Source organism: Rhizobium sp. 1399 (assembly GCF_031455475.1).
Lineage (GTDB): Bacteria > Pseudomonadota > Alphaproteobacteria > Rhizobiales > Rhizobiaceae > Rhizobium.
This window is the reverse complement of record NZ_JAVDSU010000003.1, coordinates 85,424-98,230: the sequence shown is the minus strand read 5'-3', so window position 1 is coordinate 98,230 and position 12,807 is coordinate 85,424. Positions and strand designations below refer to the sequence as shown.

The window sequence follows — 12,807 nt, the reverse complement described above, 5'->3', positions numbered from 1 at the left end:
TAAGGGGACCGCCGGAGAGATTGGCAAGCTCCCGCACCGGCTGCAAGCAGACACCAGCTCGACTGACGACAGCTGTCTCCAGTCGGCGCGTCGGCGCCAGGTACGGATTCTTGTTCGTAAGACCGTCATTTTGCCAGTGACACCGGCATCATTCTCTGCAAGAAAGAGTGCCGTTGAGAGACAGGGGCGCCCGTTCACAAGACTGGCTGAGAAGCACCCTTCGAACCTGAACCGGATAATGCCGGCGGAGGGAGTCGCTCGGGTCGAAGACTGCTTCATCGCACAATCGTTCCCGCGCCTGCCCCGCCTGAAAGGGGTACTATGGAGAACAAGACACCCGGAGCACTGTTGACGGCGATGCGCGCGAAACCGCCGCTCGTACAATGCATCACCAACTACGTGGCCATGAACATCGCCGCCAATGTGGTGCTTGCGGCCGGGGCATCGCCCGCCATGGTTCATGCCGCCGAGGAAGCGGGAGAATTCGCCGCGATCGCTGGCGCATTGACCGTCAATATCGGCACGCTCTCCACCCAATGGATCGACGGCATGCATGCCGCGGCAACGGCGGCCAATGCGGGTGTCAAGCCCTGGGTCCTCGATCCGGTCGCTCATTACGCAACATCCTTCCGGCGCAAGGCTGCTGCCGATCTCCTGGCGCTTCGCCCGACGATCATTCGCGGCAATGCTTCCGAAATCATCGCACTTGCCGGCGGCGAGAGCCGTGGCCAGGGCGTCGACAGCCGTGACCCGGTTGAGCGGGCCGAGGCGTCCGCGCGGCTGCTTGCCGAACGGCATGGCGCGGTCGTCGCCGTCACCGGAGTCGTGGATTTCGTGACTGACGGCGCGCAGGCCTTGCGCGTCGAAGGCGGCTCGCCGCTGATGCCGCAGGTGACCGCGCTCGGCTGCTCGCTGACCTGCCTGACAGGCGCCTTCGCCGCCACCATTGCCGCAGACCCTTTCGCAGCCGCTGTTGCTGCACTTGCTACTTTCGCTGTTGCCGGCGAGGAGGCCGCGAAGAATGCGGATGGTCCCGGCTCCTTCTCCTGGCGCTTCCTCGATCAGCTTGCCGCGCTCGATGGCGCGACACTCGATGCAAAGGTCAGGATCAGCGCCGCATGAAACGCTTCGATCTTTCTCTCTACCTGGTTCTCGACCCCGATCTCTGCGCCGGAATCGGCATGGTCGAGACGGCGCGGCTTGCCGTCGCCGGTGGCGCAACAATGGTGCAGCTGCGCGACAAGCATGGCGGAACGGCAAGGATGATTGAGACCGGTCTGGCGCTCAAGGATATCCTGAAGGGTACCAGCGCTTTGCTTGTTATCAACGATGACGTCGAGGCAGCCGTTGCGATCGGTGCCGACGGGCTGCATATCGGCCAGGACGATGCGGGACCCGCCGCCGCCCGTGCGATGATCGGCCCGGACATGATCCTCGGCCTGTCGGTCGAGACCGAAGCGCTGGCAGCAGCCATCGACCCAGCTATTGTCGACTATGCCGGCATCGGACCGGTCTTTGCGACATCCACAAAGACCGACCACAAGCAACCGATCGGTTTCGATGGGCTGGCGAAGCTGGTGAAAGCCGCACCCGTTCCGACGGTTGCGATCGGCGGACTGAAGAGCGAGCATGTCGCTTCCGTCTTCGCGGCAGGTGCCGATGGGCTCGCCGTCGTCTCAGCAATCTGCGGTACGCCGGATCCGCGAGCAGCGACGATCCGCATCGCCGAGGAAATCCAAAAGGTTCGCCGATGATCCGCAACGTCTTGTCCATCGCCGGCTCCGATCCCTCTGGCGGTGCCGGCATTCAGGCCGATCTCAAAGCTTTCTCGGCGCGCGGCGTCTATGGCATGGCGGCGCTGACAGCATTGACGGCGCAGAATACCCAAGGAGTAACCGGCGTGCATCTCGTGCCGCCGCACTTCGTCGCCCAGCAGATCAAGGCGGTCTTTGCCGATGTGCGCGTCGACGCAGTCAAGATCGGCATGATCGCCAATGCCGGCATTGCCGAAGCCGTTGCCGAGGCGCTGGCACCTCATCGCGACATCCCTATCGTCGTCGATCCGGTCATGATCGCCAAGGGTGGAGCAGCGCTCCTCGACCCGCAGGCCGTCGATGCGCTGACGCGGCACCTGCTGCCGCTCGCCACGCTGCTGACGCCCAATCTGCCGGAGGCGGCCGCGCTGCTGCACGAAGAGGTTGCTGAAAGCCGCGAGCAGATGGCGTCACAGGCTAAGCGCCTACGTGTGTTCGGCCCCACCGCGGTGCTGGTCAAGGGCGGCCATCTCGACAGCGAACAAAGCCCCGACGTGCTGTCGACCGCCTCTGGCCTACACTGGTTCGAGGCGAAACGCGTACCGACCAAAAACACACATGGCACAGGCTGCACTCTTTCCAGCGCGCTTGCCGCCGAGCTCGCAAAGGGCGCGTTGCCGCAAGTGGCCGTCGCGACCGCGAAAACCTATCTTGCGCAAGCGGTCGCTTTCGCAGGCGAACTGGCGGTCGGTTCCGGCCATGGACCCGTCCATCATTTCCACGCCCTGTGGAAAGACGCCGGGATCTGAGCCGGATCACAATTTAAAGATTGCCCAACGGCCCGGTCAAACCGGGCCGTTTTGTTTCACCTACCCTCAGTTGAACCGAGCCTGTCTCGTAAAAAGCCTGTTGACATGGCCGCCCATATATCCAAAGCTATGTCATTAAAAGGGGATACATTCCGTAATAACGGAATAAGTGGAGGAATTCAGGTGTCGGACCTGCTTGTGAGCTTATATTCCACGAAGCTCGCGGAACTGAAAGAAAAAGCCGGCTCCGTCGGCATCACAATCCGTCCGGCTCTGCCGCCGGAACTTCACGCCGTGGCCGGCTGGGTGCGCGAGCACTTCAGCGAAAACTGGGCAAGTGAAGTCACCGTCGCCTTCTCCCGCCAGCCGGTTGCCTGTCTGATCGCCGTCGAAAACGGCAAGCTCGCTGGCTTTGCCTGCTATGACACGACGGCCCGCGGCTTCTTCGGCCCGACCGGCGTCGATCCCACGGCGCGTGGCAAGGGCATCGGCCTCGCCCTCTTTTCCGCCTGCCTGCAAAACCTGAAGACGCTCGGCCACGCCTATGCCTTCATCGGCGATGCCGGCCCCGTCGATTTCTACGTCAAGACCGCCGGCGCGGTCGAAATTCCCGCCCCCGACAAGGGCATTTACGAAGGCATGCTGCGAAGCCAGCCGAAATGACCATCTGATACCGGAGTTTTGAAATAGTGTCCTCGACCCCGCTCGCTCTCTTCGTCGGCCTTCCCAATCCCACACTTTCGGACGACGAATTCGCCCTCTTCCGCGAGACCAATCCGCTCGGCCTCTTCGTCGGTCGCCGCAACCTGCGCAATCCGGAACAGGCAAAAATCCTGATCGATCGTTTCCGCGAGGCCGTCGGCCGCGAGGATGCTCCCGTCTTCACCGACCAGGAAGGCGGTCGTGTGCAGCATATGGATGCCGGCCCCTGGCCGCTCTTCCGCAGCTTCGGCCAGTTCGCCGAGCTTGCTCGCCACGATCTCGACCTCGGCAAGAAGGCGCTGCGCCTTTCCACCCAGGCCATGGGCGCAATGATGAGCGAACTTGGTCTTTCGAGCGGCTGCTCGCCTGTTCTCGATCTCGTTTTCGAGACGACGAGCGCTGTGATCGGCGCCCGCTCCTTTGGCCCGGATCCGGATTTCATCGCCGCACTGGGCCGCGAAGTGGTCGATGGGCTTCTCGAAACCGGCAACATGCCGGTCATGAAGCATATTCCGGGCCACGGTCGCGCCACGCTCGATTCCCACAAGGAACGCCCGGTCGTCGACGCCTCGCGCGAGACGCTCACCGCCACCGACTTCAAGCCCTTCGTGGCGCTGAAGGACACACCCTGGGCGATGGTCGCCCATGTCGTCTACTCCGCCTATGATGCAGAGCTTCCGGCCTCCATCTCGCCGATCATGCGTGACGTGATCCGCAACGACATGGGCTATGACGGCGTGCTGATCTCCGATTGCATCTTCATGGAGTCGCTGCAGGGCACCCTGCCGGAACGCGTCGCCCAAGTGCTCGATGCCGGCTTCGACGTCGCACTCCACAGCCACGGCGATGTCAAGGAAAGCGAAGCCGCAGCCAAGGCCGCGCGCCCGCTGACCGACGCAGCGCAGAAGCGTATTGCCGCCGGCAAGGCCCGCCTCGGCACTCTCAAGATCGACTATCGCGCGGCCCAGGCGGAAGTCGAAGCCATGTTTGCAAGCGCGCTGATCTCCTGACCGGCGCCGCCATTTTTCACCGCATAAGAAAAGGGGAATTTGACATGAAGAAATATATCCTAGCGGCCGCGGCCCTGACCATGCTGTCAGGCTCGGCCATGGCGCAGACCATCCTGACGGCCAATATCGAGCCGGCCACGACCTGGGTGCGCAACTTCAACCCGTTCAACCAGACCTCGTCGCGCCAGTCGACTCTCGACTTCATCTATGAGCCGCTGGTCATCTTCAACCGCTTCGACAGCAACAAGCCGGTCTATCGCCTGGCCGAAAGCTTCAAGCTCTCCGACGACCTGAAGAGCATCGACTTCAAGCTGCGCCCGAACCTGAAGTGGTCGGATGGCAAGTCGCTGACCTCTGCCGACGTCAAGTTCACCTATGACTATCTGAAGAAATTCCCGGCGCTCGACTTCGTCAGCATCTGGAGCTTCATCACCGATGTGCAGGCCGTCGATGCCCAGACGGTACGCTTCACGCTCGCCAATCCGAGCTCGCTCGCAGCCGAACAGCTGTCGCAGCTGCCGATCGTGCCGGAACATGTCTGGAAGGACGTTGCCGATCCGGTCACCTATGCCAACGAAACCCCTGTCGGCAGTGGCCCGCTGACGGAAGTGCCGCGCTTCACCGGCCAGACCTATGACCAGTGCCGCAACCCGAATTACTGGGATGCAGAGCACCTGAAGATCGACTGCATGCGCTTCCCGCAGCTTGCCGACAACAACCAGATCCTGAGGGCGACTGCCGACGGCACGCTCGACTGGGGCGTTTCCTTCATTCCCGATATCGACAATGTCTATGTCTCGAAGGATCCGGCTCATTATCACTACTGGTATTCTCCGAGCAGCATGGTTGCCTTCCTGTTCAATCTCGAGACTTCGAACGAGGCCAACAAGAAGGCCTTCAACGACGTGAAGTTCCGCCAGGCGGTCTCCATGGCGCTTGACCGCAAGACGATGATCGATGTGGCCGGCTACGGCTATCCGACGCTGAACGAAGACCCGGGCCTGATGGGCGAGCTCTACAAGAGCTGGGCGGACCCGTCCGTCAAGGCCGACTTCGGCAAGTTCGGCGCCTATGACGCCGATGCCGCCAAGGCGCTGCTCGATGCGGCCGGCTATGTCGACAAGGACGGCGATGGCCTGCGCGACAATCCGGACGGCTCGAAGATCTCCTTCTCGATCATCGTTCCGAACGCCTGGACGGACTGGATCGATACGGTCAACATCGCCATCGAAGGCATGCAGGCCGTCGGCATCGACGCCAAGATCGAGACGCCGGAAGAAGCCGTCTGGACCTCCGACCTCATCGACGGCAAGTTCGATGCGGCAATCAACAGCCTGCCGGCATCGGCATCGCCCTACTACCCCTACAAGCGCGCCTTCAGCGCATCGGATAAGGGCAAGACCCGCTTCACCGCGCAGCGTTGGTTCAGCCCTGAAGTGGAAGATCTGGTGACCCAGTTCACCCACACGGCCGACCTCGACAAGCAGAAGGAAGCGATGAACAAGGCTCAGCGCATCGTTGCCGAAAACATGCCTGTCATCCCGGTCTTCAACAATCCGAACTGGTATCAGTACAACACCAAGCGCTTCACCGGCTGGTCGACCAAGGAAAATCCCTTCGTCAATCCGTCCATCTCGCGTACCAACCCGGCACGTCTTCTGAACCTGCTGGCGCTTGAGCCGGTCAAGTAAGCCACTAGAAACGGCGGGAGCGGCGCGGCAAGCGCCGCTCCCGTTTTGACGGAGTCCCCATGGCCTTTCTGCTTCGCCGCCTCGCCTTTTACCTGGCGGCCTTCATCGCGGCAGCGACGATCAATTTCTTCCTGCCCAGGTTGATGCCGGGCGATCCCGTGCGCATCATGTTTTCGAGTGCGGGCGCCGAACTGCCGCCGGAAAGCCTGCAGGCGCTGAAGCTCACCTTCGGCTTCGTCGACGGGCCGCTCTGGCAGCAATATCTGACCTATCTCGGCAGCATCTTCACCGGCGATCTCGGCCGCTCGATCAAATATTTCCCGCTGCCGGTCACGTCCGTGCTCGGCCACGCCCTGGTGTGGACCGTCGGCCTGATGGGCACGGCGACGATCATCAGCTTCGCGCTCGGCACCTTCCTCGGCATCGTCGCAGCCTGGCGTCGCGGCAGCAAATTCGACGTCATCGTCTCGATCGGCGCGATCTTCGCGACGTCGGTACCGGCCGTCGTCACCTCGCTGATCGTGCTCTTCTTCTTCGGCTTCACCCTCGGCTGGTTTCCGAACGGCTATGCCGCCGATCCGTCGCTCGATCCGGCCTTCAGCTTTCAATATATCGCCAGTGTCGCCTATCACGGCATCCTGCCGATGATTACACTCTGCACCGTGCTGGTCGGCGGCTTCACCGTCACCATGCGCAACAACATGATCAACCTGCTCGGCGAGGACTATATCGTCATGGCCCGCGCCAAGGGCCTGTCCGACCGGCATGTGATGCTCTGGTATGCGGCGCGCAACGCGCTGCTGCCGACCGTTTCCAGCCTTGCCATCGCCATCGGCACCATTCTCGGCGGCTCATTGGTGACGGAGGTCGTCTATAATTATCCCGGCCTCGGCAACATCCTCTACCAGGCGATCCTTGCCCGCGATTATCCCGTCATCCAGGGACAGCTTCTCATCATGACCGCGACCATGCTGATTGCCAATTTCGTCGTCGATGTCAGCTACGTGCTGCTCGATCCGCGACTGAAGGGAGCGTGAGATGAAGAGCCTGCTCCGCAATCGCAAGGCGCTGATCGGCCTCGCCATCATCGCCTTCATCATCATCGTCGCGATCGCAGCCCCGCTGCTGACGCATTACGATCCCGCGGCCCGTACCGGCCGTCCGCACCAGCCGCCGTCCGTCGATCATATTCTCGGCACGACGCGTATCGGTCAGGACGTCTTTGCCCGACTGATTTATGGCGCGCGAACCTCGCTTGCCGTCGGTTTCGGCGCAGGCCTGCTGATCACCGCAGTCGGCACCGCACTCGGCATTATCTCCGGCTATCGCGGCGGCAAGACGGATGAGGTCATCAGCTTCTTCACCAATATGGTGCTGGTCGTGCCGAACCTGCCGCTGCTGCTCGTTCTTGCAGCCTTCATCGGCCAGGCGAGCCCACTCGTCATCGCCCTCATCCTCGGCGGCACATCCTGGGCCTGGGGAGCGCGCGTGACCCGCGCCGAAACGCTCTCAGTCAAGCAGAAGGACTATGTCAAATCGGCTGAGATGATGGGCGAGCCGCAATGGCGCATCATGACATTCGAGATCTTCCCCAACGTGATTTCCATCGTCGGCATCAATTTCATCGGCAGCGTCATCTTCGCCATCATCACCGAGGCGACGCTGGAATTCCTCGGCCTCGGCGATCCGCGCGTCGTTTCCTGGGGCACCATGCTTTATAATGCGCAGAAGGCTTCCGCACTTTCGGTCGGGGCCTGGTGGGATATCCTCACGCCGTGCTTTGCGCTCGCCTTCCTCGGCATCGGCATGTCGCTGCTGAATTTCGCCGTCGACGAAATCGCCAATCCGCGCCTGCGCACCGGCAATCATCTGAAGCGCTGGTCCCTGCTCATCCGCTCCGGGGAGGGTCGCCTGTGACGCAACCCTTGCTTTCCGTGAAGAACCTGACCATCGACTATATCGGCGAGGAGAAGGACTTTCGCGCCGTCGACAATGTCAGCTTCGACGTGGCACCGGGCGAGGTCTTCGGCCTGGCCGGCGAATCCGGCTGCGGCAAGAGCACGATCGCCTTTGCCATCAGCCGCCTGCACAAGCCGCCGGCGCTGATCCGCAAGGAGAGCCAGATCCTGCTTGCCGGCCGCGATGTGCTGGAACTCGACGCGAAGGCGCTTGCCGCCTTCCGCTGGCGCGAGGTCGCCATGGTCTTCCAGAGCGCCATGAACTCGCTGAACCCGGTGCTGCGCATCGAAGACCAGTTCTACGATGTGCTTCGCACTCACAAGGGCATGACGAGGGCCGAGGCGCGTGAGCGCACGGCCGAGATGCTGCGGCTCGTCGATATCGCGCCGGATCGCATGCGCAACTATCCGCACCAGTTTTCCGGCGGCATGCGTCAGCGCATCGTTATCGCCATCTGCATGGCGCTCGATCCTAAACTTGTCGTCATGGACGAGCCGACGACGGCGCTTGACGTGGTGGTGCAGCGGGAAATCCTGCAGCGCATCAACGAACTCAGGAAGCAGTTCGGCTTCTCGGTGCTCTTCATCACCCACGATCTCGGGCTGATGGTGCAGTTCTGCGACCGCATCGGCATCATGCTTCAGGGCAAGCTCGTCGAGCAGAACGGTGCCGAGGCGATCTACAAGGTGCCGCAGCACGAATACACCCGCAAACTCTGGGCCTCCTTCCCTTCGCTTCACGGAGGCGTGCTGCTATGAGCGATGCCATCCTCGCCCTCGACAAGGTCACCAAGACCTTCGGTCTCGGCGCTTCCACGGTTCATGCCGCCCGCGCCATCTCCTTTTCGCTGCATGCCGGCCGTGCGCTGGCGCTTGTCGGTGAATCCGGCAGCGGCAAGACGACCTGCGCCCGCATGGCGATGCGTGAATATTCGCCGACCACAGGCCAGATTCTCTACAAGGGCCGCCCCGTCGAAGGCGCCAAGGCGGACGAGATCGCCCGCTACCGCCGTTCGGTACAGATGATCTTCCAGGATCCCTTTGCCTCGCTCAACCCGGCCCACACGATCGCCCATCATCTGCAGCGGCCGCTGAAGCTGCACCGGCCCGATATCCGTGGCAATCAGATCAACGCGACGGTGCGTGAACTGCTTGAGCGCGTGAAGCTCGATCCCGATATTGTCGCGCCGAAATATCCGCATGAGCTTTCGGGCGGCCAGCGCCAGCGCGTCAATATCGCCCGCGCCCTTGCGGCCCAGCCGGAAGTGATCGTTGCCGACGAACCGACTTCGATGCTCGATGTCTCCGTGCGCCTCGGCGTTCTCAATCTCCTGAACGAGATGAAGAAGGAGATGAATCTCGGCCTGCTCTACATCACCCATGATATCGCCACCGCCCGCTATGTGGCGGACGATATTGCGGTCATGTATTCTGGCCAGATCGTCGAATGGGGCAACACCGCCAAGGTGATCGACAATCCACTGCATCCCTACACCCGCCTGCTGCTCTCTGCCGTGCCGGATCCGGATGTGCGCTTCGACGATCCGCGCATGCGCCTGCAGCCGCAGGAGGTTGAGGATATCCGCCGCCGTTCCGCCGCGCCGCGGGACCAGGTGGTGGAACATGAGCCGGACCATTTCGTACGCGTGGTCTGAGCAAGGCTTGCTGGCTTCGACCGTCACCCTATGCTAGGGGACGGTCCCTTTCAGCGAGACGAAACTGCCATGCTTCCCTGGATCCAGCTCGATTCCGCGACCATTCCTGGCGACGGCGGTGAACTACGGCTGAAGCAGCGCGGATCCGAATTTTCCATCATGCTCGGCACCAACGAGCTGATGAACAGCCGCCTCAGCGGCTCGGAAGAAGCGCTCGCCACGCTATCATACGAGCGGATCAAATCGCATCCGAAGCCGAAAATCTTGATCGGTGGCCTCGGTATGGGCTTTACGCTGCGGGCAGCACTGGCTGTAGTGCCCGAGGATGCCGGTGTCGTCGTCGCCGAACTGGTGCCGGCGGTCGTCGCCTGGGCGCGGGGTCCAATGGCGGAGGTCTTCAAGGGCTGCCTCGACGATCCGCGTGTCTCGATCCATCAGGGCGATGTCGGCAAGGCAATCAGTGCCGGAAAGGCCGGCTATGACGCTATCCTGCTCGACGTCGACAACGGCCCCGACGGGCTGACCCGCAAATCCAACGACCGGCTTTATGATTTTGCCGGGCTGAAATCCGCTCGCGAGGCGCTCCGCCCCGGCGGCGTGCTCGCCGTCTGGTCCTCAGGGCCTGATCCATCCTTCACCCGCCGGCTAAAGGATAGCGGCTTTGCGGTCGACGCGATCAATACGCGCGCCAACGGCAAGCGCGGCGGTGCACGGCATGTCATCTGGCTGGCGGTGAAGCCCGGCCACTGATCTCGCAGTCTCCGGGGCGAGGGCTATTTCGGATCGCGGTCCGATAATAAAATGAATCCTCATCGACAAAGATGCCCCCTAAAGAGCTTGGGATTGATATTCTCGAGGGAGTAAGAGTGTTATCCCACCTGCAAGGCTTTCCTCTCGTTCGCGCATATGTGGCATCACGCGCTCTCGAATTGGTCATCAACCGCAGGGCCGATAATTATTGCAATGTAACGCATTCTGCATTACATTTCCTCTTGAGAAAGAGGAAGAGATATGCCCATCAATGCCCGCAAGGAAACACCGGTTTCGATGCGCTTCCGTGATGACGATCTCGCGATTATCGATCGCGGAGCTGCACTGACCGGTCTTTCCCGGACCGAGTTCATGCGTCGAGCCGCCTTGCAGGAAGCACAGATTACAATGCTCAACGAGAGCGTCGTCCGCATTTCGGCTGATGCCTTTGAGGCCTTTGTCGCAGCCATCGAAGCGCCCCCCGCTGCCGTACCCACCAAGGTCGCCGAACGTCTGCTCCGCCAATTGCCCAGGGAACATTAAACCAGTGGGTTTGTCGAGGATCGAGCCGCTTTCTGAGCGTCATCGCCTGGACGCATTCAGTTGCGGTAAACCGGCCCTCGACAATTGGCTTGCCACCTTTGCAAGGTCCAACCAGCAACATGGCTTCACACGGGTCTTCATCATGCACGATGATGATGTGATCGTCGGCTATTATGGCCTGGCCCCGACTGTGATCGCTCCAAATGTTGTTAGCCGCAAAATCCGCACCGGTCAGCCACCCGACCCGATCCCATGTCTGCTCATCGGTCAGCTTGCGGTCGATCGCCGCTATTTTGGCCGCGGTATCGGGACAGCGCTGGTCCGGGATGCTTTTTATCGCTGTATAGCTGGCGCAGATCTCGTCGGCGGCCGAGCGATCGTCGTTCGCGCCATTGATGAGGAAGCCGAAGGTTTCTGGCAGAGCTGGGGCTTTATCCCTTCACTAGACAATCCAACGATTCTCGTTCGCTCGATGAGCGACATCAGAGTGTGGATGGAAACAATCCGCTAGTTGTTATTCAGGAAGGCGTCCATTGGAACTGGCGCTTTTCACAACGAGCGCCGGCTCGGACGACAGTCCTACAATAAAAACAGCCTTCACCGACAAAGATGCTCCTGAGAGAGCTTGAGATTGGTGCCATAAAGATCGTATCCCATACGCGCTGGGTCAGGAGGAGGCCGATAAACGGATCTCACATGGCCTATTTATTGGCCGCCACGGCACCGTGTGAAAGCATGACGCGGCGGCGGCCTGAAAACCTTGGACTCGATCATGCGCCTTTCCGATTGCCACAACTTCCATGACTTCCGTCGCCTAGCCAAAAAGCGCCTCCCCGGCCCGATCTTCAACTATATCGACGGCGCGGCGGACGATGAGGTTACCTACAGGCGCAATACATCTGCTTTCGAGAGCTGCGATCTTCTGCCGAGCGTGCTGCGCGGCGTCAGCGAGGTCGACATGTCGGTTACCGTCATGGGCCAGAAACTTGCCATGCCGGTCTATTGCTCGCCGACGGCCCTGCAGCGGCTCTTTCATCACGAGGGGGAACGGGCGGTCGCCCATGCCGCCGGCAAATTCGGCACGATGTTCGGCGTGTCGTCGCTCGGCACGATCAGCCTGGAAGAGGCGCGTAAGATCAGTAGCGGACCGCAGGTCTATCAGTTCTATTTCCACAGGGATCGCGGCCTCAACAGAGAAATGATGGCGAGAGCCAAGCAGGCCGGCGTGCAGGTGATGATGCTGACCGTCGACAGCATCACCGGTGGCAACCGCGAGCGCGACAAGCGCACCGGCTTTGCCATCCCTTTCAAGCTCAATCTGTCAGGCATGGCCCAGTTTGCCGTAAAACCGGCATGGGCCATCAATTATTTCACGCATGAGAAATTCCGCCTGCCGCAGCTCGACAGCCATGTCGACATGGGCAGCGGCACCATGTCGATCAGCCGCTATTTCACCGAAATGCTCGATCCCGCCATGAACTGGGACGACGTCGCCGACATGGTGAAAATCTGGGACGGACATTTCTGCCTGAAGGGCATCATGACGGTCGAGGATGCCAAGCGTGCGATCGATATCGGCTGCACTGGCATCGTGCTTTCCAATCACGGTGGGCGTCAGCTCGACGGTTCGCGCAGCGGCTTCGACCAGCTCGCGGAAATCGTCGAGGCCGTCGGAGACCGGATCGATGTGATGGTTGATGGCGGCATCCAGCGCGGCACCCATGTGCTGAAGGCACTGTCGCTTGGCGCCAAGGCCGTCGGCGTCGGGCGCTACTATCTGTTCCCGCTTGCAGCGGCTGGCCAGGCAGGCGTCGAACGGGCGCTCCTGCAGATGCGAACCGAAATCGAGCGCGGCATGAAGCTGATGGGTTGCGCCTCGGTCAGCGAACTTTCGGCCGGAAATCTGCGTTTCCGCGCCTCCTGAGACCGAGAACA

Annotated in this window: 14 protein-coding genes and 1 riboswitch; all 14 genes read left to right on the top strand. The window is 61.4% G+C overall.

The window, feature by feature from the left end:
* Positions 1-172 precede the first annotated feature (172 nt).
* Positions 173-270: riboswitch (TPP riboswitch) on the top strand.
* Positions 271-321: 51 nt separating this feature from the next.
* The 14 genes from thiM to J2X71_RS11765 all read left to right on the top strand — a co-directional run bounded on the left by thiM (position 322) and on the right by J2X71_RS11765 (position 12,796).
* The gene (gene thiM / locus J2X71_RS11830; RefSeq protein WP_310382289.1) at positions 322-1,122 is read left to right on the top strand and encodes a hydroxyethylthiazole kinase; all 801 of its coding nucleotides are present in this window, start codon (positions 322-324) and stop codon (positions 1,120-1,122) included.
* On the top strand, positions 1,119-1,754 hold the full coding sequence (gene thiE, locus J2X71_RS11825) for a thiamine phosphate synthase (RefSeq protein ID WP_310382288.1): 636 nt from the start codon (positions 1,119-1,121) through the stop codon (positions 1,752-1,754). Before thiM ends, thiE begins: the two co-directional genes overlap by 4 nt.
* On the top strand, positions 1,751-2,563 hold the full coding sequence (gene thiD, locus J2X71_RS11820) for a bifunctional hydroxymethylpyrimidine kinase/phosphomethylpyrimidine kinase (protein ID WP_310382287.1): 813 nt from the start codon (positions 1,751-1,753) through the stop codon (positions 2,561-2,563). The genes thiE and thiD overlap by 4 nt, the downstream gene beginning before the upstream one ends.
* 183 nt (positions 2,564-2,746) lie before the next feature.
* On the top strand, positions 2,747-3,226 hold the full coding sequence (locus J2X71_RS11815) for a GNAT family N-acetyltransferase (protein ID WP_310382286.1): 480 nt from the start codon (positions 2,747-2,749) through the stop codon (positions 3,224-3,226).
* A gap of 26 nt (positions 3,227-3,252) precedes the next feature.
* The gene (locus J2X71_RS11810; protein WP_310382284.1) at positions 3,253-4,275 is read left to right on the top strand and encodes a glycoside hydrolase family 3 N-terminal domain-containing protein; all 1,023 of its coding nucleotides are present in this window, start codon (positions 3,253-3,255) and stop codon (positions 4,273-4,275) included.
* 44 nt (positions 4,276-4,319) lie between these two features.
* Entirely contained in the window at positions 4,320-5,966 is a 1,647-nt protein-coding gene (locus tag J2X71_RS11805) for an ABC transporter substrate-binding protein (RefSeq protein ID WP_310382282.1), read from the top strand.
* Between the two features lie 59 nt (positions 5,967-6,025).
* Complete coding sequence (locus tag J2X71_RS11800) at positions 6,026-7,003, top strand: ABC transporter permease (RefSeq protein ID WP_310382281.1); 978 nt, start codon at positions 6,026-6,028, stop codon at positions 7,001-7,003.
* Between the two features lies 1 nt (position 7,004).
* Positions 7,005-7,883, top strand: coding sequence for an ABC transporter permease (locus J2X71_RS11795; protein WP_310382280.1), 879 nt, complete (start codon positions 7,005-7,007; stop codon positions 7,881-7,883).
* Positions 7,880-8,683 (top strand): ABC transporter ATP-binding protein, encoded by an 804-nt coding sequence (locus J2X71_RS11790; RefSeq protein ID WP_310382279.1) that lies wholly within the window; start codon positions 7,880-7,882, stop codon positions 8,681-8,683. The genes J2X71_RS11795 and J2X71_RS11790 overlap by 4 nt, the downstream gene beginning before the upstream one ends.
* Positions 8,680-9,579, top strand: coding sequence for an ABC transporter ATP-binding protein (locus tag J2X71_RS11785; protein ID WP_310382278.1), 900 nt, complete (start codon positions 8,680-8,682; stop codon positions 9,577-9,579). Before J2X71_RS11790 ends, J2X71_RS11785 begins: the two co-directional genes overlap by 4 nt.
* A 69-nt stretch (positions 9,580-9,648) precedes the next feature.
* The gene (locus tag J2X71_RS11780; RefSeq protein WP_310382277.1) at positions 9,649-10,329 is read left to right on the top strand and encodes a hypothetical protein; all 681 of its coding nucleotides are present in this window, start codon (positions 9,649-9,651) and stop codon (positions 10,327-10,329) included.
* A gap of 261 nt (positions 10,330-10,590) precedes the next feature.
* Positions 10,591-10,872, top strand: coding sequence for a DUF1778 domain-containing protein (locus tag J2X71_RS11775; RefSeq protein ID WP_310382276.1), 282 nt, complete (start codon positions 10,591-10,593; stop codon positions 10,870-10,872).
* 4 nt (positions 10,873-10,876) lie between these two features.
* The gene (locus J2X71_RS11770; RefSeq protein ID WP_310382275.1) at positions 10,877-11,383 is read left to right on the top strand and encodes a GNAT family N-acetyltransferase; all 507 of its coding nucleotides are present in this window, start codon (positions 10,877-10,879) and stop codon (positions 11,381-11,383) included.
* 261 nt (positions 11,384-11,644) lie between these two features.
* Entirely contained in the window at positions 11,645-12,796 is a 1,152-nt protein-coding gene (locus J2X71_RS11765) for an alpha-hydroxy acid oxidase (RefSeq protein WP_310382274.1), read from the top strand.
* The last annotated feature ends 11 nt before the right edge of the window (positions 12,797-12,807 follow it).